The sequence below is a fragment of the Streptomyces sp. NPDC091209 genome (assembly GCF_044757755.1).
In the GTDB taxonomy this organism is placed as follows: Bacteria; Actinomycetota; Actinomycetes; order Streptomycetales; family Streptomycetaceae; genus Streptomyces.
Window position 1 is genome coordinate 214,442 of the sequence record NZ_JBIVVR010000012.1, and the last position, 23,059, is coordinate 237,500.

Here is a 23,059-nt window from a genome sequence, read left to right on the forward strand (position 1 = left end):
CCCGAGAGGTAATCCAGATGACGTCGGCCAGCGCGCCTCCCACCACCATGCTCGTGCCCGACTTCCCCTTCTCCTACGACGACTGGCTGCGCCACCCGGCCGGGCTCGGCACGCTGCCGGCGCACCGGGCCGGCACCCCGGTGGCCGTGGTCGGCGGCGGGATGGCCGGGATGACCGCCGCGTACGAACTGATGCGGCTGGGGCTGCGCCCGGTGGTGTACGAGGCGGAGCAGGTGGGCGGCCGGATGCGGTCGCTGCCCTTCCCCGGGGCGCCCGGGTGTGTGGCGGAGATGGGGGCGATGCGCTTCCCGCTCTCCGCCCGCGCCCTGTTCCACTACGTGGACCTGCTGGGGCTGTCCTCCCGCCCCTTCCCCAACCCGCTGGCACCCACCACCCCCAGCACCCTCATCGACCTCGGCGGCGAGCGGCACGGCGCCCGCGTCGTGGAGGATCTCCCGGGCGTCTACCAGGAGGTGGCGGCCGCCTGGGAGAAGGCGCTGCAGGAGCGGGCCGAGCTGGCCACCATGCGCGACGCGGTGCAGCGCCGCGACGTGGATCTCCTCAAACAGATATGGAACCGGCTGGTCAGGGAGTTCGACGACCAGTCGTTCTACGGTTTCCTCGCGACGAGTTCGACGTTCCAGTCCTTCCGGCACCGCGAGATCTTCGGCCAGGTGGGCTTCGGCTCCGGCGGCTGGGACACCGACTTCCCCAACTCGCTGCTGGAGATCCTGCGGGTGGTCTACACCGAGGCCGACGACAACCAGGTCTCCATAGACGGCGGTTCACAGCAGGTGCCGCTGGGCCTGTGGGAGCACGGCCCGGACGCGCTCGCGCACTGGCCGGCCGGCACGTCGCTGGCCTCGCTGCACGGCGGGCGCACCCGCCCGGCTGCGGCGGCCGTGGCACGCGACGGCGACCGCTTCGTCGTCACGGACACGGACGGGGACCGCGAGCCGTTCGCGGCGGTGGTCTACACCCCGCACGTGTGGACCCTGCTGAACCGGGTGGCGTGCGATCCGGCGCTGCTGACCGCGCCGCTGTGGACGGCGGTGGAACGCACCCACTACATGGGCGCCTCCAAGCTGTTCGTGCTCACGGACCGCCCCTTCTGGAACGACCCGGACCCGCTCACCGGCCGGCCGGCGATGAGCATGACGCTCACCGACCGGATGCCGCGCGGGGTGTACCTCTTCGACGACGGCCCGGACCGGCCGGGTGTGATGTGCCTGTCGTACACCTGGAACGACGACTCGGCGAAGATCTCCACGCTGAGCGCCGCGCGGCGCCTGGAGGTGCTGCTGGAGCACCTGGCCGAGATCTACCCGGACGTGGACATCCGCTCCCACCTGGTGGGCGACCCCATCACCATCACCTGGGAGAACGAGCCGCACTTCATGGGCGCCTTCAAGTCGAACCTGCCCGGTCACTACCGCTACCAGCGACGGCTGTTCACCCAGTTCGTGCAGCGGGACCTCGCCGCGCACAGACGCGGCTTCTTCCTGTGCGGCGACGACGTGTCGTGGACGGCCGGCTTCGCGGAGGGCGCGGTGACCACCGCGCTCAACGCGGTGTGGGGCGTCCTCGACCACCTCGGCGGCGCCACGCACCCCGACAACCCGGGCCCCGGTGACCTCTTCGACGCGCTGGCTCCCGTGGAGCTGCCCTACGACGGCTGACAGGCCGCACGGACACCGCCCCCGTCCGGGCTGACCCGGGACGGGGGCGGTGTCCGTGGTGCGGATGCGCGCGGAAGGCCCGTCCCAGGGGCACGGGCCTTCGCCGACTACGCTGTCGGGAAACGCTGTTCCTCGGCGGCCATGCGGGCCAGGGCCTTCTTGTCGGGCTTGCCGTTGCGGTTGAGCGGGAACTGCTCCAGCACCACGACCTTGTTGGGCTGCTCGAAGGTGGGCAGCACCGCGCACAGCCGCTCGCGCCAGTGGGCGGCGTCGCGCCGCTCGTCGTCCTCGACGAAGAACACCAGCCGGGAACCGAGGAGTTCGTCGTCCACCGGCACGATGCGGGTGGAGCAGCCCTCGCCGGCCACCTTGCGCTCGATCAGTTCGGGGTAGAGCGTGTAGCCCATGCGGTGCACGGCGAACTTGCGGCCCAGTACGTAGAGGTTGCCCTCCGCGTCGAGGTGGCCGAGGTCGCCGGTGGCCTGCCAGCCGGTCGGCGCGGGCACCACCGTGCCGTCGTCGGCGATCTGGCCCTCCAGCGCGTCGGGGGTGTCCACCTCGATCTCGCCCGGCTGCCCGGCGGGCAGTTCGCGGCCGTCCTCGTCGACGATGCGCAGCCGGATGCCGTCCATGGCCCTGCCGCAGGCGACCGGGTTCTCCAGGGTGGCGAAGGCGATGTTGCCCAGCTCGGTGGAGCCGTAGCTGTCAAGGAGCGGCAGCCCGTACTCCTGGACGTACCCCTCGACGAGCGGCGCGTCGAGCGGGGCCGCGCCGACGCAGAACATGCGCACCCCGGCCAGGTGCTCGCGCAGCCCGGCCTGTCGGGTGGCCATGCCCAGGATGCTGCGGTAGCTGGAGGGGGTGGCGTCGACGACGGTGGTGCCGGCGTCGCGGGCCATGCGCAGCGCCCGGTCCAGCCGGCGGTAGGGGGCGATCACCAGGGAGCAGCGGGTGAGCTGGGCGATGAGCACCATCGACAGCCCGTACTGGTGGGCGAAGGGCAGCAGCGGCAGCAGCACGTCGTCGGGCCGGTGGCCGACCTGGGCGGCGTTGCGCCGCAGGTTGGTGAGGAACTTGGCGCCGGACTTCACCACGCCCTTGGGGGAGCCGGTGGAGCCCGAGGTCCACATGATGAGCCCGTCGGGCAACTCGCCCCAGGCGTCGAACGACAGCTCGGTGTCGAGGGGTGAGCGGTCGGCCGCGTCCACCATCAGCTCGTACAGGTGGATGGGGTCGGCGTCCTGGTCGATGGGGGTCTCGTCGTCCACCAAGGTGACCTTGGCGCCGGTGCGCAGGGCGATGCGGCGGGTCTCCTCCTTGTGCTCCTGCTGGTCGACGAGGACGATCGAGGCGCCGACGTGCATCAGCGCGTAGAGCACGCACACGTAGTTGGCCGAGTTGCCCGCCTTGAGCATGACCCGGTCGCCGAGGCCGACGCCGCGGTCGCGGATCACGTCGGCGACGCGCAGGGCGTCCTGCTCGAACTCGGCAACGGACCGCACCGAGTCGGCTGCGAAGATCTTCGCGGTCATCGGTCGCACACTGTCCTTCCTCTGGACCGGACGGGGCCAAAGGCGGCGCGCGGTGCGCCGTGCCGAGGCGGGTCCGGCTCGTCCGGTGGGTGAATCGCGGGATCGCGGGCTTCACGAGAGACGGGGAGACCGGTCGGTCCCGCCCGGTTGACGCGGGTCTCCGCACATCACGCTATGCAGTCGGGGCGGCGGCGGGTACCCCAGTCGCGCCCCTGCCGCCCCCTGTCATCGCCCCTCGTCATGGCTCCTCGTCACGCCCCCCCCTCGGGCCGGTCGGGAGTCGACCGGAGTCCTCAACGCCCGCGCGCTTCAGTCCGGTTCGGGGGCGTGCAGTGAAATGAGCTGGTCGTGCACGAGGTTGACGACCTCGCGGCGATGCGAGTCCAGGTAGCCGCGCGGCGCGGGGAACACCTCCAGGTCGAAGCGGCCGGCCGTGCAACGGCGCCAGGCCCGCATCCCGGTGAGCGGGGCACGGTCGTCGTGGTGCCCGGCGAGCGCGACCACCCGGCAGGTGAGGGCGGGAGGGCCGATGGTGCCGCGGCTGGCCGGGACGGTGCACCCGGAGACGAACAGGGTCAACGGGACGGCGTGCTCCTCCTGTTCCAGGCGGCGGGCGACGGCGTAGGCGAGCTCGGCGCCGAGCCGGTGGCCGAAGAGGGCCATCGGACGGTCGGCCCAGCCGCGGATCGACTGGAAGATCTTGTCCACCAGTCGTGCGCGGTCGGCGTCTTCCTGTTCCTCTTCCTCCTCCGTGGTCCACGCCGGGTACTGGATGATCAGCAACTCCACGGTGGGCAGCAGCAGTTCCGACATGGCGAGATAGCAGACGGAGGAGTTGCGCTGGCTGGGGAAGCAGATCATGCGGTACGTGCTGGGAACCGCGGGCTGCCGGATCTGGATCAGGGTGACGGCGTCCGGAGTGACCTCCCTGGTGGAGTGCTCGGTGCACTCGGGTGTCATGTGCCCGGGAGCTCCGCCCCGGGCGCGGGCCGGTGGGCCTTGTACCAGGCGACGGTGTCGGCGAGTCCCCCGGCGAAGTCGTGGCGGGGCCGGTAGCCCAGCTCGTCCCTGATCTTGGTCCAGTCCACCGAGTAGCGCCGGTCGTGGCCCTTGCGGTCGGTGACGTGCTCCACCCGCTCCCAGCCCGCGCCGCAGGCCTCCAGCAGCAGCCCGGTCAGCTCCTTGTTGGTCAGCTCGGAGCCGCCGCCAATGTTGTACGTCTCCCCCTCCCGGCCACCGGTGAGGACCGCGAGCAGCCCCTGGCAGTGGTCGTCCACGTGCAGCCAGTCGCGTACGTTCTCCCCGTCGCCGTACAGCGGGACGGTGCCACCGGCGAGCAGTCGGGTGACGAACAGCGGGATGATCTTCTCCGGGTACTGGTGCGGCCCGTAGTTGTTGGAGCAGCGGGTGACGCGCACGTCCAGACCGTGGGTGCGGTGGTAGGACAGCGCGAGCAGGTCGCTCGCGGCCTTCGAGGCGGCGTACGGGGAGTTGGGGGCGAGCGGGTCGGTCTCCTTGGAGGAGCCGGTGGGCACCGAGCCGTACACCTCGTCGGTGGAGACGTGGACGAAGGGGCCGGTGCCGTGGCGCAGCGCGGCCTCCAGCAGGGTCTGGGTGCCCAGCACGTTGGTGCGCACGAACGCGTCGGCGTGGGCGATGGAGCGGTCCACGTGGGACTCGGCGGCCAGGTGCACGACGGCGTCGTGCCCGGCGACCAGCCGGTCCACCAGGGCGGCGTCGGTGATGTCGCCGTGCACGAAGGAGAAGCCGGGTTCGTCCTCGACGGCGGCCAGGTTGGCCCGGTCGCCGGCGTAGGTGAGGGCGTCCAGGACGGTGACGCGGACGTCGGCGCCGAGCGGCTTGCCGGGGCCGAGGACGGTACGCGTCAGGTGGGAGCCGATGAACCCGGCCGCTCCCGTGATGAGGATGTTCATGAGCGGATCTGCACCTTGCTGTGGTCGCCGAGGATCAGTCGGTGGGCCTGGGGCGTTCGGGGCGCGGGGGTGACCTGCACATGTCGGCCGATCACGGAGGCGGCGATGCGGCGCACGCCCTCGATGGCCGTGCCGGCCAGCACGATGGAGTACTCGATCTCGCTGTCGGCCACCAGGCAGTCCTCCCCGACGGAGGTGAACGGACCGATGTACGAGCCCTCGACGCGGGTACCGCGGCCGATGACGGCGGGACCGACGATACGGGAGCGGGTGACGACCGCGCCCTCCTCCACGACGACCCGGCCGATGACGTCGCTCTCCTCGTCGACGGTGCCGTCGCAGGCGGGGATCAGTGAGTCGAGCACCGAGCGGTTGACCTCCAGCATGTCGGTGGCGTTGCCGGTGTCCTTCCAGTATCCGTGGACGGTGGAGGAGGCGACGTCCAGACCCTGGTCGAGCAGCCACTGGAGGGCGTCCGTGATCTCCAGCTCGCCGCGCGCGGAGGGCCGGACGGCGGCGACCGCGTCGTGCACGGCGGGGGTGAAGAAGTACACGCCGACCAGGGCCAGGTCGCTCTTGGGGAACTCCGGCTTCTCCTCAAGGCCGGTGACGAGACCCTCGTCGTCGAGGGTGACGACGCCGAACGCGGAGGGGTCCCGGACCGGCGTGAGCATGATCTGCGCGGCGGGCCTGCGGGTGCGGAAGTCCTCAAGCTGTTCGCTGATCCCGCCGAGCAGGAAGTTGTCGCCGAGGTACATCACGAAGTCGTCGTCGCCCAGCCAGTCGCGGGCCACGCGCACCGCGTGCGCCAGGCCGAGCGGCTGGTGCTGGGGGATGTAGGTGACGCTGATGCGGAAGCGGGAGCCGTCGCCGACGGCGGCGCGGATCTCCTCCGCGGTCTCACCGACGACGATGCCCACGTCGGTGACACCGGCGTCGGCGATCCCCTCCAGCACGTAGTAGAGGATGGGCTTGTTGGCGACCGGCACGAGTTGCTTGGCCGTGGTGTGGGTCAGGGGGCGCAGGCGGGTGCCGGAGCCTCCCGAGAGGACGAGTGCCTTCACGGCGTCTCCTCCCTGAGGGGTGCGGGTGGGGCCGGCGAGGACGGACGGCGTACGAGGTCCTCGTGGCGCGGCAGCAGACCGCGGGCCTCGGCCTCGGCGATGCCCGGCGCCCCCTCGTCCTTGGGGGAGAGCACCGGGGCGGTGCCGGCATCCCAGACGATGCCCAGGTCCGGATCGAGCGGGTGGACACCGTGCTCGCGGGCGGGGTCGTAGCCCGAGGTGGTCAGGTAGACGACGGTGGCGTCGTCGGTGAGGGCCTGGAAGGCGTGGCCGAGGCCCTCGGAGAGGAAGACCGAGCGGCGGTCCCGGTCGTCCAGGAGCACGCCCTCCCACTGGCGGTAGGTGGGTGAGCCGACGCGCAGGTCCACGATCACGTCGAGGACGGCTCCCCGCACACAACTGACGTACTTGGCCTGGCCGGGGGGCACGTCCGCGAAGTGCACGCCGCGTATCACGCCCCGGCGGGAGGTGGAGCAGTTGACCTGCGCCAGCTCCAGGCGGCGTCCGGTGGCCCGCTCGAACGTATCGCTGCGGAAGGCTTCCAGGAACGTGCCGCGTTCGTCCTCGTAGAGCTGCGGCTCGTACAGCCACGCGCCCTCCAGCGACAGGGGTTTCACGTCTCCACAGCCTTTCGGGTCCGGGGGTCGGGCGCGGCGGGGTCCGCGTCCGTGAGGGCGTCGGCCAGCGCGGTGCGCCAGGGCCGCATCGGGGGCAGGCCGACCGCGGCCCACCGGTCGTGGCCCAGCACGCTCCACGTGGGCCGCACGGCGGGCCGGTCCAGCCGGGAGCTGTCGATGGGACGCACCCGGTCGGGGTCGTGGCCGGTGACCCGGAAGACCTCCCGGGCCAGCTCGTACCAGGTGGTGCCGCCGGCGCCGGTGGCGTGGAAGACGCCGTGCGCGCGGTCGGCGGGCAGCGTGCCCAGGGCGATCAGCCGGTCGGCGACGTCGGGTGCCCAACTGGGCTGCCCGTGCTGGTCGTCGACGACGTCGACGGTGCGTCCCGGCTCACGGGCGAGGCCGGCCATGGTGTGCGCGAAGCCGCCCCGCTCGCGTCCGTAGAGCCAGGCGGTGCGGACCACGGCGCCGGTACGCGGCAGGTGCCGCGCCACGGCGCGTTCGCCCGCGAGCTTGGTGCGCCCGTAGGCGGTGCGCGGGGCGGGGCGGGCGTCCTCGGCGTAGGGGCGGCCATGGTCCGCCGGGGTGCCGGGGAAGACGTAGTCGGTGGAGACGTGCAGCAGCCTGCTGTCGGTGGCGGCGCAGGCGCGGGCCAGGTGGTCCGTGCCGGCGCCGTTGACGGCGAGGGCCGCGGCCTCCTCGGTCTCGGCGAGGTCGACGGCCGTCCAGGCGGCGCAGTTGACGACCACGTCGGCCCGCGCCCCGGCGACCGCGTCGGCGACGGCCGCCGGGTCGGTCAGGTCCAGCTCGGCCCGCCCGCTCGTCACGGGGTCGACGCCGCGGGCGGTGAGCCGGGCGACGACCTCGCCGCCGAGCATGCCGGTCACGCCGATCACCATCCATCGCGACGCGGCCGGTTCCGCACCGGCCGCCGCGACCGTACGCGCCACCGACAATTCGTTTTGCAAAGAGTAATTCGGCGTGATCACGCAGCGATGCTAGGAGGCCTTTTCGGGCGATCGCAACAGTCGCGCACCGCTAGTTCAACGAATAGGGGTGGCAATTCCCGCCGCCCGCATCCAGCCCCTTTCCCCCCTGATTCCCCCTAGTCCGGCCTAACAACCCCTAAACACCAGGGCAGTCGGTCCGCGGCCCGGATCCGCGTGCTAGACAAGGGCAGCACCACTTCTGTGTCCCATTCAGTCGGCGCTCGACGTGCGGCCGGTGGCGCGACATTCTTGCGCGAGAGCCCGGACCCCTCGTTTACGCGTCCCGCGCGATTCGCAGGCGTAAATGAATTCTCAACCATCCATGCATGCTGCCGTCGTGGTCGACGGACTGGTGAAGAAGTACCGGGACCGCGACCGACCGGCGGTGGACGGCTTGAGCTTCTCCGTCCGCCGGGGAGAGGTCTTCGGATTCCTCGGACCCAACGGTGCCGGCAAGACCACCACGATCGGCATCCTCACCACCCGCGTCGCCCCCACGGCGGGGCGCGCGTATGTGCAGGGCGTGGACGTGGTGGCCCAACCCGCCCGCGCCCGGCGGGCGTTCGCCGTCGTGCCGCAGCGCAACAACCTCGACCGCTCCTTGACGCTCCGTCAGAACCTGCTCTTCCACGCCGGCTACCACGGCATGGGCCGGGCCGAGCGGCGTCGGCTCGCCGACGAGTCCCTGGACTGGGTGGGGCTGGCCGAACGGGGCAAGGCGCGCGGCGACGAGCTCTCCGGCGGCCAGGCCCAACGGGTGATGATCGCCCGGGCGTTGATGCACCGCCCCCAGGTCCTCTTCCTGGACGAGCCGGCCACCGGACTCGACCCGCAGGCGCGGCTGTTCATCCACGCGCGGATCGCCGAGCTCAGCTCGCGCGGCGTCACGACCGTGCTGACCACCCACGACATGGACGAGGCCGCGAAGCTCTGCGACCGGGTCGGCATCGTGGACCACGGCAGGCTGCTCGCCCTGGACACCCCCGAGGCCCTGATGAAGAGCCTGAGCGCCACCGCGGTCGGGATCACCGTGCGACCCGCCCGCGCCGGCGCGGAGGACGTCGTCCGGCTGCTGGGGAAGCTGCCCGCGGTCGACCGGGTCGAAGTGGTGCGCCAGGAGGACCAGGAGCCCGCCGGCCAGGACGCCGGTGCCTCACTACGGCTCCGCCTCTACAGCGACGCGCCGCCCGGCGCGGTGCTGCCGGGCGCCATCGCGGCCCTCACGGAAGCGAGTTGCGACATCAAGGACATCAGTATGGGCACTGCCTCCCTGGAGGACGTCTTCATCGAACTGACCGGTCGGGAGCTGCGATGACGGCCACCACCGCCCCCGACCCGGTCCGGGACTTCCCCGCCGACCTGCGACCGGCCCGCACCGACGTGCGCACCGCCGCCCGCACCTTCTTCTTCATCCTGTGGCGGGACGTCTTCGTCACCGGCCGTGAACTGGGCCCCTTCCTCGCCCAGGTGCTCGTCGAGCCGTTCTTCATCCTGTTCGTCTTCGGCAAGGTGCTGGGCGAACTCGGTTACGTCAGCGGCTTCAACCAGGTCCTGCTGCCCGGCGTGGTGGCCCTCAACAGTTTCCTGGTCAGCCTGCAGAACACCGCCCTGCCGCTGGTCATCGACTTCTCCTGGACCAAGGAGATCGAGGACCGGCTGCTCGCGCCCATCCCCACCAGCCTGGTGGCCCTGGAGAAACTGGTCTTCGGCGCGCTGCGCGGCGTCATCGCCTCGCTGGTGATGATCCCGGTCGGATTCCTCGTCCTGGACGACGTCTCCTGGCCCATGGACAAGTTCGCCGCCACCCTCGGGGTGCTGCTGATGGGGGCGCTGGCCGGCAGCACCGTCGGCCTGACCATCGGCACGCTCGCCCCGCCCCGGCACATCAGCGTCATCTTCGCGGTGACCCTCACGCCGCTGATGTTCACCGGCTGCGCCCAGTTCCCCTGGCACGGGCTCGCCGGCATCCGCTGGTTCCAGGTGCTGTGCACGCTCAACCCCCTCACGTACGTCAGCGAGGGCATCCGCGCCCTGCTGCTGCCGCCGGGCGGCCCCGCGTCCATCCCGCTCTGGATCGACCTCACCGCCCTCGGCGGGGCCATCGTGATCTTCGGCCTCATCGGCATCAAGGGCTTCCACCGCAGGGCACAGGACTGATCCCGCGGGGGCGCAGGCCCCCGGTCCCTGCAACTCCCCTTCCCCGGCCCCGTGTCCGGACCCGCGCCCGCCGGTCCGGACGCGGGGCCGCGCCCGTCCCCGACCGCTCTCGCCCCCTCCTCGCCCCCTCCTCCCCGACGAACCACCCCTACCAGCAGAGGCGTTTCAGCATGATGACCCACACCGCCGCACCGGCCCGGACCGGGACCGCGATCGTGTTTCCCGGCATGGGCCCCTCGGCCTTCGCGGAGGTCGGCAAGTTCCTCCTGCTCGACCCGTACGCCCGCGAGCGGCTCGCCCAGGCCGACGAGGCCCTCGGCCACTCGGTGTTCGACCGCTTCCGCGACTCCGAGGAGGACTACTCGGTCCACTCGCAGATCGCCTTCCTGGTCAACTCGATGGCGATGGCCGACCGGGCCGTCGCCGAACTCGGCCTCTCCCCCACCGTGATCACCGGCCCCAGTTTCGGTCAGAAGGCCGCGGCGGCCTGGTCCGGCGCGCTGTCCTTCGCCGACGTCGTCCGGCTCACAGCCGAACTGGCCCGCTGCGAGGAGGAGTTCTTCGCGACCTCCCACCCGGACGTGGTCACCCACTCCTTCGTGCGCACCCCGCAGGAGCGCCTGGCGGAGATCCTCGCCGACTTCGAGGCACGCGGCGCCTGGTACGACGTCTCCGGCAGGCTCGACGCGGCCTTCCACATGGTGTCCGTGCGCGAGCGGGACCTCGACGATTTCAAGGCCCGCATCAGCGCGGCCGGCGGGTACTCCATGTACTCGATGCGTCCGCCGGTGCACGCGGCGTCGTTCTCCGCGCTGCGGCGAAAGGCCGAGGAGGAGGTCTTCGCCGCGTACGAACTGGCCGATCCGGCCGTTCCCGTGGTCTCCGACCATGACGGAAGCGTGGTGCGGACGGCGGCGGAGCTGCGATCGATGATGCTGGACACGTTCGACCGGCCGATCCACTGGCCCAGCGTCGTGGAGACCCTCATGGGGCTGGACGTGGGCACGGTGTGCGTGACCGGGCCGGACAACCTGTTCCACCGGCTCGACCTCACGCGCTCCTCGTTCACGGTGCGGACCGTGGGGCTGCCCAAGAAGCGGGAACGGGAACGGCAGCGGCCGGCACGGCGCACCGCGTCCTGACCGCACGCCGGGGCCCGGCCGAGCGGTTCTTCCGCCCGTCCGGGCCTCAGTCGTCCGCGGGACGTGGGGCCAGGGGGCTGAAGGGCTGAGGGGGCATGGGGGCTGAAGGGCTGAGGGGGCATGGGGGCTGAAGGGCTGAGGGGGCATGGGGGCTGAGGGGCTGGGCGGCGTAGAGGGCTCCGGGCATCGCGTCCTTTGCCGTCGCCCGCCGGGTCGTCGCCTCGGGCCACTCGGGTCGGGCAAGAGCCCGAGCGAAACCAGGGCCGTGAACGTGGCCGTGGCCGAAGGGCCGTCGGACCCTCGGACCCTCGGACCCTCGGACCCTCGGACCGTCGGACCGTCGGACCGTCGGACCGTCGGACCAGGATCGGGCGTCATCGAAAGGCGGTGAGTCGAGCCGGGCTGACCGGCGAGGCCTTGGCGGCGGCGCCGCCGCGACAGGCGGAAGGGGCGGCACCGCCGGGCGCTGCCGGTGGTACCGCCCCTCGGGGTTTCAGCGGGAGGTGTCGAGCCAGGACTCGACCGCTTCGGCCGTCTCCCCCGCGTGCTCCTCCATCATCGTGAAGTGGTTCCCCGGTACATCGGCGGCTGTGTGGCCGAGATCCCAGTACGAGCGCCAGTCGCCGTCGGAGCCCCGGCGCCAGTCGAAGAACGGCTCGCCGGCCCGCAGGAGCAGCGTCGGCGTCTTGACCGCCGTCGGCTTCCACCCGCCGAAGAGCCGGAAGTACGCGCCCATGGCGAGCAACCGGTCGTCGTCGACCGGCACGTAGCTGTCCTGCCGCTCGTCCATGCCCGCGGACAGGCCCGGCTGGATGCCCACGATCGCGTCGTCGTCGTGCGAGTAGATGTCGATCAGCACCACGGCCTGCGGGAACACGCCCGCGTCCTCCAGCCGGGAGGTGACCGCGTGCGCCAGCATGCCGCCGGAGGAGTGGCCGAGGAGCACGAACGGCTTGCCGTCCGTGTGCCTCACCACGGCCTCCGCCTGCGCCTCCACTACGGCGTCCGTGCTCACCGGCAGCTGCTCGCCGTGCAGGAACCCGGGGGCGCTCAGCGCGTGCACGTCACGGCGGCCGCGGAAGGCCGCGGCGAATCGCGCGTACTGGTGCGGGCCCGAGATCGACAGGATCGACGAGAAACAGATCAGCCCGGGCCGCTCCTCGTCCTCCGCGCCGCGGGCCAGCCGCACCAGGGCGGGCGCGCGACGCAGGTCGGCCGCCGAGGAGAACGACGGCCGGAACCGCGACGCCTGCATCAGCAGCTCCATGAACGGGCCGGACATACCCTGCGCGCCCGCCTCCTGGAGCATCGCGCCGAACACCCCCGACTCCTCCGCCGCACCCGCGTCGGCGGACCGCTCCCCCGGTGCGCCCGCGCCCAGTTCGGCGCGCAGCCGCGCCGCGGCCAGGACGGGTGTCGGGTGGTCGAAGAGCAGCGTGGCGGGCAGCCGCAGCCCGGTCGCCGCGTTCAGCCGGTTGCGCAGCTCGACGGCGGTGAGTGAGTCCAGGCCCAGTTCCAGGAACTGCTGGTCGGCACCGACCGCCTCGGGCGAGGGGTACGCGAGCACGGCCGCGACCTCCGCCCGCACCAGGTCGAGCAGCATCCGCTCCTGCTCGGCCTCCGGCAGCCCGGCGAGGCCCGCGAGTCGCTGCGCGGCGGCCGAGGCCGCCGGGGCGGTCGCCCGTCCCGGCGCGGCCCGACGCGGTCCGCCCCGTACCAGCCCGGACAGCACCGGAGGCAGCGCCCCGGCCTCGGCCTGGGCACGCAGCGGGCCCGTGTCCAGCCGCATCGCCACGAACACCCCGGCGTCGGGCCGTTCGCGGTGCGCGGCCAGCGCGCAGGCGGTGTCGAAGAGGGCGAGTCCCTGCTCCGAGGTGAGCGGCGCGAGCCCGGCCCGCGCCATGCGCTGCACGTCCGCCTCCGACAGTTCCCCGGTCATCGCGCTGCGCTGCTCCCACAGGCCCCAGGCCAGCGAGACGGCGGGCAGTCCTGTCGCGCGCCGGTGCTGGGCGAGCGCGTCCAAGTAGGCGTTGGCAGCGGCGTAGTTGGCCTGGCCAGGGTTGCCGAGGGTGCCGGCCGCCGAGGAGAACAGCACGAACGCCGCCAGATTCTGATCCCGGGTCAGCTCGTGCAGGTGCAGCGCCGCCTCGGCCTTGGGCCGCAGCACCTTCTCCAGGCGCTCCGGCGTCAGTGACCCCACCATGCCGTCGTCCACGACGCCGGCCGTGTGCACGACCGCCGTCAGCGGGTGCGCGGCCGGTACGGACGCCAGCAGCGCGGCCAGCGCGTCCCGGTCGGCCGCGTCGCACGCCGCCACGGTCGCCTCGGCCCCCAACTCGTGCAACTCCGCTACGAGTTCGGTCGCGCCCTCAGCGGCCGGACCGCGTCGGCTCGTCAACAGCAGGTGCCGTACACCGTGTTCGACGACGAGATGCCGGGCCAGCAGACCGCCCAGCGCACCGGTGCCACCGGTGACGAGGACCGTGCCTTCGGGGTCGAGGGCGATCCTGCCGACCGGCTCCCGGTCGGCCGGTACGCGGGCCAGCCGGGCCGCGCGCATCTCGCCTTCGCGGAAGGCCAGTTGGGGTTCGCCGGTGGCCACGGCGGCGGCCAGGGCCTCGGCCGGATCGGCGGCGGACGCGTCCAGGTCCAGCAGCACGAACCGGCCCGGGTTCTCCGACTGCGCCGACCGCAGCAGACCCCATACGGCCGCGTGGGCCACGTCGGCCACGCCCTCGCCCGGTCGGGCCTCCACCGCACCCCGGGTCACCACGACCAGCCGCGCGTCCTCCGGTACGTCACCGGCGAGCCAGTCGCGCACCAGCGCCAGCGCCTCGTGCGCGGCCGGAGTCGCGTCGCCGCCGTCCGACGCGGCGTACGACACCAGCACGGTGTCCGGCATCGGCTTGCCCGAGGCCACCACACCGGCCAGGGCTCCCGCGTCGGCGAACCCGTCGACGGCGTGCCCGGCGCCGCGCAGCGCGGCCTCCAGGCCCATCGGGTCGTTCCCGATGACCGCCCAGCGCCCGTTCCGCCCGGGCGCGGCGGACACGATCGGCCATTCCAGCCGGAACAGCGACTCGTGGTGCGCGGGCGCGTGGGTGGCCCCGAGCCGGGACGGGTCGAGCGCCCGCAGCAGCAGCGACTCCACGGCCACCACCGGCGCGCCCTGCACGTCGTAGGCCGTCAGGGACACCGCCCCCGAACCGGCCGGAGCCAGCCGCACCCGCAGCGCGTCCGCGCCCACCGAGTGCAGGGCGACCCCGCTGAAGGAGAACGGCAGCCGGACCTGCCCGGCCGTGTCCTGCCCCGCGCCGAGCGGAACGATCCCGAACGCCAGGCCGTGCAGGGCCGCGTCCAGCAGCGCCGGGTGCAGCCCGAAGGCGTCCGCGCCGGAACCTTCGGGCAGGGCCAGTTCCGCGTACAGCTCCTCGCCGTGGCGCCAGGCCGCCCGCAGGTTGCGGAAGCCCGGACCATAGCCGAACCCACCGGCCGCGAACCGCTCGTACAGATCGTCCGAGTCCAGCTCCTCGGCACTCGCGGGCGGCCAGGTTTCCAGCCGTTCCGGCACCGCCCCCGGTTCCGCCGAGGTCAGCGCGCCACCGGCGTGCCGCGTCCAGGGCGCGTCCGCCGGCCCGTCGCCTTCGGGACGCGAGTGCACATGCAGCGCCCGCCGGCCCGCCTCGTCGGGCCCGGTCACGGAGACCCGGAGCTGGCGGGCGCCCCGCTCGGGCAGCACCAGCGGCGCCTCCAGGGTCAGTTCCTCCAGTACGGCGGCACCGACCTGCCGTCCGGCGTGCAGCGCCAGCTCCACGAAGGCCGTACCCGGCAGCAGGACCGTGCCCGCGACGGCGTGGTCCGCCAGCCACGGGTGCGCGGCCAGGGACAGCCGCGCGGTGAAGACCGTGCCCGCCCCGTCCGGCAGTTCCACCGCCGCGCCGAGCAGGGGATGCTCGGCGTCGCCGAGCCCGGCCGAGGCCACGTCGCCGACCCCACCGACCGGAACGTCGATCCAGTAGCGCTCGCGCTGGAAGGCGTACGTCGGCAGGTCGACCCGGCGCGCGCCGGAACCGGCGAAGTACGCGGCCCAGTCGACCCTCGTGCCGTGGACATGGGCGAGGGCGAGCACGGTGACAGCGGTCTCCGCCTCGTCGCGTCCGGCGCGCAGGGCGGCGGCGAAGGCGGCATCGCTCTCCACGCAGTCCTGCGCCATGGCGGACAGGACGCCGTCGGGACCGAGTTCGATATACGTGGTGACACCGGCGGCTTCGAGCGCGCGGATGCCGTCGGCGAAGCGGACCGCCCCCCGCACGTGACGGACCCAGAACTCGGGCTGCGTCAACTGCTCCGAAGCGAGAGCACCGCTCACATTCGAGATCACCGATATCTTCGGCCGCTCGTACGTCAGGCCCTCGGCCACGGCGCGGAAGGCGTCCAGCATGCCGTCCATGTGCGGCGAGTGGAACGCGTGACTCACGTTCAGGCGCTTGGACTTGCGGTCGCTGAACGAACCGGCAACCCTCTCGGCCTCGTCCGCGTCACCCGCAATGACGACGGACCGCGGCCCGTTGATCGCCGCGATGCTCACGCGCTCGCCGAGCAGCGGAGTGACCTCGTCCTCGGTGGCCTGGAGCGCGATCATCACGCCGCCCTCGGGCAGCGCCTGCATCAGACGACCACGAGCAGCCACCAGCTTGCAGGCGTCCTCCAGCGAGAACACCCCGGCCACATGCGCGGCCGCGATCTCACCGATCGAGTGACCGGCGACGAGGTCGGGCTTCACACCCCACGACTCGAACAGCCGGAAGAGGGCGACCTCGATCGCGAAGAGGGTCGGCTGCGCGTACTCCGTACGGTTCAGCAGCTCCGCATGGTCCCCGAACAGCACGTCCTTCAGCGGGAGTTCGAGATCCATCCGCTCCGCGACCGCGTCCATCGCCTGCGCGAAGACCGGGTAGGCCGCGTACAACTCACGTCCCATACCCAGCCGCTGACTCCCCTGCCCCGTGAACAGGAACGCGAGCCTGCCCCGGGAGCCGGCCTCCCCGCGCACCACCCCGGCGGCGGTACCGTCGGACTCCAGCGCGTTCAGGCCGCGTACCAGCTCGTCGCGGTCCCCCGCCACGACCGTCGCGCGGTGGTCGAACACCGCACGGTGCACCGCCAGTGTGTGGGCCACGTCCGCGGTCCGCTCGCCCGGAGTCTGCTCCAGATGCGCCCGCAGCCGGGCGGCCTGATCGCGCAGCGCCTCCGGTGACCGCGCCGACAGCACGTACGGCAGCGGACCCGTGGTGTCCCCGACCGGTTCCGGGACGGACGCGGTCGGCGGCTGCTCGATGATCGTGTGGGCGTTCGTACCGCTGATGCCGAAGGAGGAGACGGCGGCGCGGCGGGGCCTGCCGGTCTCGGGCCAGGCGACGGACTCGGTCAACAGGCGTACAGCGCCCGCCTCCCAGTCCACGTGCGGGGTCGGCTCGTCCACGTGCAGCGTCCGGGGCACCACACCGTGACGCATCGCCTGGACCATCTTGATGATGCCCGCGACACCGGCAGCGGCCTGCGTGTGCCCCATGTTCGACTTGACCGAGCCCAGCAGCAACGGCCGCTCGGCAGAACGCTCCTGACCGTACGTCGCCAGGAGCGCCTGCGCCTCGATCGGGTCACCCAGCGTGGTACCCGTACCGTGCGCCTCGACCACGTCCACCTCGGACACCGACAGACCGGCGTTCGCCAACGCCTGCCGGATCACCCGCTGCTGGGACGGACCGTTCGGAGCGGTCAGACCGTTGGACGCACCGTCCTGATTGACCGCCGAACCCCGCACCACCGCCAGCACCGGATGACCGTTGCGCTCCGCGTCCGACAACCGCTCCACGAGCAGCATGCCGACGCCCTCGCCCCAGGCCGTGCCGTCGGCCGCCGCCGCGAAGGGCTTGCACCGGCCGTCGGTCGCGAGGCCCCGCTGTCGGCTGAACGCCACGAACGTGCCGGGGGTGGCCATCACGGTCACACCGCCCGCGAGCGCCAGGTCGCACTCGCCGTTGCGCAGCGCCTGGGCGGCGAGGTGCAGGGTGACCAGGGACGACGAGCAGGCCGTGTCGACGGTGACCGCCGGACCCTCCAGACCGAAGGTGTACGACACCCGGCCCGAGGCGACGCTGCCGGAGCTGGAGGTGCCCATGTAGCCCTCCAGGCCGTCGGGCGCGCGGTGCAGCAGCGTGCCGTAGTCGTTGTACATGACGCCGGCGAAGACGCCCGTACGGCTGCCACGCAGGGAGGCCGGGTCGATGCCCGCCCGCTCGAAGGTCTCCCACGAGGTCTCCAGCAGCAACCGCTGCTGCGGGTCGGTGGCGAGTGCCTCACGAGGCGAGATGCCGAAGAACGTCGGGTCGAAGTGGTGGGCGTCGTGCAGGAAGCCGCCCGCCATGCTGTAGCTGGTGCCGGGGCGGTCGGGGTCCGGGTCGAAGAGACCCTCGGCATCCCAGCCCCGGTCGTCGGGCATGTCCGAGATGGCGTCCCGGCCCTCGGCCACGAGGCGCCACAGGTCCTCGGGCGTCCTCACACCGCCCGGGAAGCGGCAGGCCATGGCGACGACGGCGATCGGCTCGTCGTCGTGGAGCGTGGTGGCGGTGGGTGCGGCCACCACGTCGGCCACGCCGAGCAGTTCGCCGTACAGCAACTCGGCCAGCACGGCCGGGGTCGGGTGGTCGAAGACGAGCGTGGCGGGCAGCCGTACGCCGGTCGCCGAGCCGAGGCGGTTGCGCAGTTCGACGGCGGTCAGCGAGTCGAAGCCCAGCTCCCGGAAGGAGCGGTCCGTATCCACCGCCTCCGCCCCGGCGAAGCCGAGCACGGCCGCGACCTGCGTACGGACCAGTTCCAGCACGACGGCCGGACGCTCAGCCTCGCCCAGCGCGGCCAGCGTGCGGGCGAGCTTGCCCTCAGGTGCCGCGCCGCCCCGGGCCGCACGGCGCGAAGGGGTCCGGACCAGGCCGCTGAGCAACGGCGGCACCATGCCACCGGCCGCGACCTGGGCCCGCATGGCAGGGAGGTCGAGCTTCACCGGGACCAGCAGCGCCTGCCCGGAGGCCGTCGCGGTGTCGAAGAGCGCCAGGCCCTCGGCCGCCTCCAGGGGCAGCACGCCACCCCTGCCGAGGCGCGAGACATCCTTGTCGCCGAGCCCGTCGGCCATGCCGGAAGCCCCGGCCCACAGGCCCCAGGCAAGGGAGGTCGCCGCCAGACCCCGCGCCCTGCGGTGCTGAGCCAACGCGTCCAGGAACACGTTGCCCGCCGCGTAGTTGGCCTGACCCGCACCACCGAACACACCAGCGGCCGAGGAGAACACCACGAACAGATCGAGATCCCCGGCCAGTTCGTGCAGATGCCAGGCCGCATCCACCTTCGGACGCAGCACCCTCGACACCCGCTCGGCCGTCAACGAACCGATCACACCGTCATCCAGCACACCCGCCGTATGGACCACACCCGACACCGGATGCTCGGCGAGCAGCGCCGCCAGCGCCGCACGATCAGCCACATCACACGCGGCCCATACGACCTCCGCACCCAACTCGGCCAGCTCGGCGGCCAGTTCAGCCGCTCCCGGAGCACCAGCGCCTCGACGTGAGACCAACAACAGCTTCCGCACACCGCGTTCGGACACCAGGTGCCGGGCGAACAAGCCACCCAGCGCACCACTCGCCCCCGTCACCAGAACCACGCCCTCCGGGGACACGGGCTCCGCGTCGGCAACGGTCGCCCGCACCAGACGCGGCACCAACACCACACCCGCACGCACCGCGACCTCCGGCTCGCCCGAGCCGAGCGCGCGCGGCAGGACGTCGGTCGGCTCGGCATCAGTGTCGAGGTCGACCAGGCCGAAGCGGCCCGGGTTCTCGGACTGCGCCGAGCGCACCAGACCCCACACAGCGGCGTGCACCAGGTCCGGCAGATCCTCGCCCGGCACCGCCGCGACGGCACCCCGGGTCAGGAACACCAGCCGGGAACCGGCGAACCGCTCGTCCGACAACCACTCCTGCACAAGAGCCAAGGCCCGGGCAGTGGCGGAGTGAACCGCGCCCGGCAGGTCGTCACCGGCCGTCGGCTCGCCGCATGGCACCACCAGCACCGAGGGCACCTCGGCCTCGATGGCCGTCAGGCCGGAGAGGGCCTGCGGGCCGGTGGCGAGCATCGCCCAGTCGTCGACCGCCGCTCCACCGACGGTCGGCTCCGACCACTCCACCCGGTACAGGGCGTCCGCGCGACCGCCCCCCGGACCGGCGAGCCGGCCGGGCGAGAAGGCGCGCAGGGTGAGCCCTGCCACGGAGGCGACGGGCGCGCCGTCGGCGTCCGCGATCTCCAGCGCGACCGTGTCACGGCCGGCGGGGGCGAGCCGTACGCGGAGGGTGTCGGCGCCCACGGCGTGCACCGCGACGCCGTTCCAGGCGAAGGGCAGCCGGCCCTGGCCGGTGTCCTCGACGAGGGAGCCGAGACCGATGGCGTGCAGCACCGAGTCGAGCAGCGCGGGGTGCACGGTGAAGTGTCCGGCACCCGGCTCGGTACCGTCCGGCAGGGCGACCTCGGCGAATACCTGGTCACCCTGGCGCCAGGCGGCCCGCAGCCCCTGGAAGGCCGGCCCGTAGCCGAAGCCGGACGCGGCCAGGCCCTCGTACAGCCCGTCCGTCTCGATCCGCTCGGCCCCCGCCGGCGGCCAGGCCGCCAGGTCGAAGGCCGGGGCCGGAGCGCCCTCCGCCAGGACGGCGGTGGCGTTGCGCACCCACGGCTCGTCGTCGGCCGCGTGGTCCGGGCGGGAGTGGAAGGCGACGGCACGGCGGCCCGACTCGTCGGGCGCGGCCACGGCGATCTGGAGTTCGACGCCCCCGTGCTCGGGCAGCACCAGCGGGGCCGCGAGCGTGAGTTCGTCCACCAGGTCGCAGTCGACCTGATCGGCGGCGCGCAGCGCCAGCTCCACGAAGGCCGTACCGGGCAGCAGCACGACGCCGGCCACGGCGTGGTCGGCCAGCCAAGGGTGCGTCTCCAGCGACAGCCGGCCCGTGAGGAGCAGCCCATCAGCGTTGGCCAGTGCCACGGAGGCCCCGAGCAGCGGGTGGTCCGCCGCGCGCAGCCCGACCGTGGTCACGTCCCCGCCGGCGACCCCGGCGTCCAGCCAGTAGTGCTCGCGCTGGAATGCGTACGTCGGGAGGTCCACGCGCTCGGCCCCCGTACCGGCGAAGTACGCGGTCCAGTCCGCGGCGAGGCCGCGGACATGCGCCTGGCCGAGGGCGGCGGTGACGGTCTCGGCCTCGGGGCGGCCGGAGCGGAGGGCAGGGACGAGGACCCGGCTCTCCCCCTCGACGGAGTTCCGGGCCATGGCCGAGAGGACGCCGTCGGGACCGAGTTCGAGATACGTGGTCACGCCCGCGGCTTCGAGCGCGCGGATGCCGTCGGCGAAGCGGACGGCCTCGCGGACGTGACGGACCCAGAACTCGGGCTGCGTCAACTGCTCCGAAACGAGAGCACCGCTCACATTCGAGATCAGTGCTATCCGGGGGGTTGCGTACGTGATGCTCTCCGCGACCTCGCGGAAGGCGTCCAGCATGCCGTCCATGTGCGGCGAGTGGAACGCGTGGCTCACGGTGAGGCGCTTGGACCTGCGGTCACTGAACGAACCGGCGATCCGCTCGGCCTCGTCGGCATCACCCGCGATCACCACGGACTTCGGTCCGTTGATCGCCGCGATGCTCACCCGCTCCGACAGCAACGGAGCAACCTCCGCCTCCGTCGCCTGGAGCGCGATCATCACGCCACCCTCCGGCAGCGCCTGCATCAGCCGACCACGGGCCGACACCAGCTTGCAGGCATCCTCCAGTGAGAACACCCCGGCCACGTGCGCGGCCGCGATCTCACCGACCGAATGACCGGACACGAAGTCCGGCTTCACACCCCACGACTCGAACAGCCGGAACAACGCCACCTCGACAGCGAACAACGCCGGCTGCGCGAACTCCGTACGGTTCAGCAACCCCGCATCGCCGCCGAACAGCACGTCCTTCAGCGGGAGTTCGAGATCCAGCCGCTCCGCGACCGCGTCCAGCGCCTGCGCGAAGACCGGATACACGGCGTACAACTCACGCCCCATCCCCAGCCGCTGACTCCCCTGCCCCGTGAACAGGAAGGCGAGCTTGCCCCGGGAGCCTGCCTCCCCGCGTACCACGCGCGCGGTGGTCGTACCGGAGGCGAGCGCGCTCAGGTCGCCCGCCGCGCTCTCGGGGTCCGCCGCGAGGACCACCGCGCGATGCTCCAGTGCGGCGCGGCCGGTGGCCAGCGAGAATCCGATGTCCACCGGGCGGTCGTCCGGGTGCGCCCGCAGGTGCGCCAGAAGCCGCTCGACCTGCGCGTACAGCGCCTCTTCGGTGCGGCCCGAGACGGGCCACGGCACCACCGGCGGCACGGGCGCGACCGGCGCGACGGCCTCCGCCGCGGCGTCCGTACCATCCGTACCCTCCGAGCCCTCCGAGCCCTCGTCGCCGCCCGCCCCTGAACCATCCGCCAGGACTTCGGGGGCCTGCTCGATGATGGTGTGCACGTTGGTGCCGCTGATGCCGAAGGAGGACACGGCGGCCCGGCGCGGGCGGCCGGTCTCCGGCCAGGCGACGGGCTCGGTGAGCAGTGAGACCGCGCCGGCCGACCAGTCCACGTTCCGCGAGGGCGTGTCGACGTGCAGAGTCTTCGGCAGCACGCCGTGGCGGATGGCCATCACCATCTTGATGATGCCCGCGACACCGGCCGCGGCCTGCGTGTGGCCCACGTTCGATTTGAGCGAGCCCAGCCAGAGCGGCTGCTCGGCGGTGTGCTCCCGGCCGTACGTGGCGAGCAGCGCCTGCGCCTCGATCGGGTCGCCCAGCGTCGTACCCGTGCCGTGCGCCTCGACCACGTCGACCTCGGCGGCGGTGAGCCGGGCGTCGGCGAGGGCCTGCCGGATCACGCGCTGCTGGGAGGGGCCGTTGGGGGCGGTCAGACCGTTGGAGGCGCCGTCCTGGTTGACCGCGGAGCCCCGGACCACGGCGAGCACGGGGTGGCCGTTCCTCCGCGCGTCCGACAGCTTCTCCACGAGGAGCATGCCCGCGCCCTCGCCCCAGCCGGTGCCGTCCGCCGCGTCGGCGAAGGACTTGCACCGGCCGTCGAAGGACAGCCCTCGCTGCTTGCTGAACTCGGTGAAGGTGCCCGGCGTGGGCATCACGGTGACGCCGCCCGCGAGGGCGAGCGTGCACTCGCCCTTGCGCAGCGCCTGGACGGCGAGGTGCAGGGTCACCAGGGAGGAGGAGCACGCGGTGTCGACGGTGAGCGCCGGGCCCTCAAGACCGAAGGTGTACGAGACCCGGCCGGAGGCGATGCTGCTGGACGCTCCGGTGCCGAGGTAGCCCTCGACCTCCTCGGGGAGGGCCCGCAGCCGGGAGGCGTAGTCGTGGTACATGACGCCCGTGAACACGCCCGTACGGCTGCCGCGCAGCGTGTTCGGGTCGATGCCGGCGCGCTCGAACGCCTCCCACGACGTCTCCAGCAGCAGCCGCTGCTGCGGGTCCATCGCGGTGGCCTCCCGGGGGGAGATCCCGAAGAACGCCGGGTCGAACCAGTTGGCGTCGTGCAGGAAACCGCCCTCCCGCACGTAACTCGTGCCCCGCCCGTCGGGGTCGTCGTCGAAGAGGCGTCCGGTGTCCCACCCGCGGTCGGTGGGGAAGGGCGAGATGGCGTCGGTGCCCTCGGACACCAGCCGCCACAGGTCCTCGGCGGACGCGACGCCCCCCGGGTAGCGGCAGCTCATGCCGACGATCGCGATCGGCTCCTGTTCCCCGGACTCCACCTCCTGAAGACGGCGGCGCGTCTCGTGGAGGTCGGCCGTGACCCGCTTCAGGAAGTACCGGAGTTTTTCCTCATTCATGCGTGCATCC

General features: G+C 72.6%; 10 protein-coding genes and 1 pseudogene. 4 read left to right on the plus strand and 7 right to left on the minus strand.

Annotated elements, in window-relative coordinates:
• The first annotated feature begins 17 nt into the window (after positions 1 to 17).
• Positions 18 to 1,679, plus strand: coding sequence for a flavin monoamine oxidase family protein (locus ACIQRL_RS31150; protein ID WP_401337768.1), 1,662 nt, complete (start codon positions 18 to 20; stop codon positions 1,677 to 1,679).
• 107 nt (positions 1,680 to 1,786) lie between these two features.
• Here the strand turns inward: ACIQRL_RS31150 and ACIQRL_RS31155 are convergent, their stop codons facing one another.
• From ACIQRL_RS31155 to rfbD, 6 genes are all read right to left on the minus strand, one after another.
• On the minus strand, positions 1,787 to 3,211 hold the full coding sequence (locus tag ACIQRL_RS31155; protein ID WP_401337769.1) for a class I adenylate-forming enzyme family protein: 1,425 nt from the start codon (positions 3,209 to 3,211) through the stop codon (positions 1,787 to 1,789).
• A gap of 309 nt (positions 3,212 to 3,520) precedes the next feature.
• Positions 3,521 to 4,171: a thioesterase II family protein gene (locus tag ACIQRL_RS31160; RefSeq protein ID WP_401337771.1), complete on the minus strand. Its 651-nt coding sequence runs from the start codon at positions 4,169 to 4,171 to the stop codon at positions 3,521 to 3,523.
• On the minus strand, positions 4,168 to 5,145 hold the full coding sequence (gene rfbB / locus ACIQRL_RS31165; RefSeq protein WP_401337772.1) for a dTDP-glucose 4,6-dehydratase: 978 nt from the start codon (positions 5,143 to 5,145) through the stop codon (positions 4,168 to 4,170). Before rfbB ends, ACIQRL_RS31160 begins: the two co-directional genes overlap by 4 nt.
• Positions 5,142 to 6,209, minus strand: coding sequence for a glucose-1-phosphate thymidylyltransferase (locus ACIQRL_RS31170; RefSeq protein ID WP_401337774.1), 1,068 nt, complete (start codon positions 6,207 to 6,209; stop codon positions 5,142 to 5,144). The genes rfbB and ACIQRL_RS31170 overlap by 4 nt, the downstream gene beginning before the upstream one ends.
• Positions 6,206 to 6,826 carry a dTDP-4-dehydrorhamnose 3,5-epimerase gene (rfbC, locus tag ACIQRL_RS31175; RefSeq protein WP_401337776.1) on the minus strand — a complete coding sequence of 207 codons (621 nt, stop codon included), beginning with the start codon at positions 6,824 to 6,826 and terminating at the stop codon, positions 6,206 to 6,208. The genes ACIQRL_RS31170 and rfbC overlap by 4 nt, the downstream gene beginning before the upstream one ends.
• Positions 6,823 to 7,776, minus strand: coding sequence for a dTDP-4-dehydrorhamnose reductase (gene rfbD, locus ACIQRL_RS31180; RefSeq protein ID WP_401337778.1), 954 nt, complete (start codon positions 7,774 to 7,776; stop codon positions 6,823 to 6,825). Before rfbD ends, rfbC begins: the two co-directional genes overlap by 4 nt.
• A 361-nt stretch (positions 7,777 to 8,137) precedes the next feature.
• Between rfbD and ACIQRL_RS31185 the strand changes: the two genes are divergently transcribed.
• The 3 genes from ACIQRL_RS31185 to ACIQRL_RS31195 all read left to right on the plus strand — a co-directional run bounded on the left by ACIQRL_RS31185 (position 8,138) and on the right by ACIQRL_RS31195 (position 11,114).
• Positions 8,138 to 9,130, plus strand: a complete 993-nt coding sequence (locus ACIQRL_RS31185) for an ABC transporter ATP-binding protein (protein WP_401337780.1) — start codon at positions 8,138 to 8,140, stop codon at positions 9,128 to 9,130.
• Positions 9,127 to 9,972 carry an ABC transporter permease gene (locus tag ACIQRL_RS31190; protein ID WP_401337782.1) on the plus strand — a complete coding sequence of 282 codons (846 nt, stop codon included), beginning with the start codon at positions 9,127 to 9,129 and terminating at the stop codon, positions 9,970 to 9,972. The genes ACIQRL_RS31185 and ACIQRL_RS31190 overlap by 4 nt, the downstream gene beginning before the upstream one ends.
• Positions 9,973 to 10,142: 170 nt before the next feature.
• The gene (locus tag ACIQRL_RS31195; RefSeq protein WP_401337783.1) at positions 10,143 to 11,114 is read left to right on the plus strand and encodes an ACP S-malonyltransferase; all 972 of its coding nucleotides are present in this window, start codon (positions 10,143 to 10,145) and stop codon (positions 11,112 to 11,114) included.
• Between the two features lie 493 nt (positions 11,115 to 11,607).
• On the opposite strand, the pseudogene ACIQRL_RS31200 reads toward ACIQRL_RS31195, so the two are convergent.
• A pseudogene (locus ACIQRL_RS31200) lies at positions 11,608 to 23,049 on the minus strand (SDR family NAD(P)-dependent oxidoreductase); the annotation flags it as partial.
• Between the last annotated feature and the right edge of the window lie 10 nt (positions 23,050 to 23,059).

Bases quoted from the DNA above. Each gene is read 5' to 3' on its own strand.
- ACIQRL_RS31150 (WP_401337768.1), top strand. From the start codon at position 18: ATGACGTCGGCCAGCGCGCCTCCCACCACCATGCTCGTGCCCGACTTC.
- ACIQRL_RS31155 (WP_401337769.1), bottom strand. From the start codon at position 3,211: ATGACCGCGAAGATCTTCGCAGCCGACTCGGTGCGGTCCGTTGCCGAG.
- ACIQRL_RS31160 (WP_401337771.1), bottom strand. From the start codon at position 4,171: ATGACACCCGAGTGCACCGAGCACTCCACCAGGGAGGTCACTCCGGAC.
- rfbB (WP_401337772.1), bottom strand. From the start codon at position 5,145: ATGAACATCCTCATCACGGGAGCGGCCGGGTTCATCGGCTCCCACCTG.
- ACIQRL_RS31185 (WP_401337780.1), top strand. From the start codon at position 8,138: ATGCATGCTGCCGTCGTGGTCGACGGACTGGTGAAGAAGTACCGGGAC.
- ACIQRL_RS31190 (WP_401337782.1), top strand. From the start codon at position 9,127: ATGACGGCCACCACCGCCCCCGACCCGGTCCGGGACTTCCCCGCCGAC.
- ACIQRL_RS31195 (WP_401337783.1), top strand. From the start codon at position 10,143: ATGATGACCCACACCGCCGCACCGGCCCGGACCGGGACCGCGATCGTG.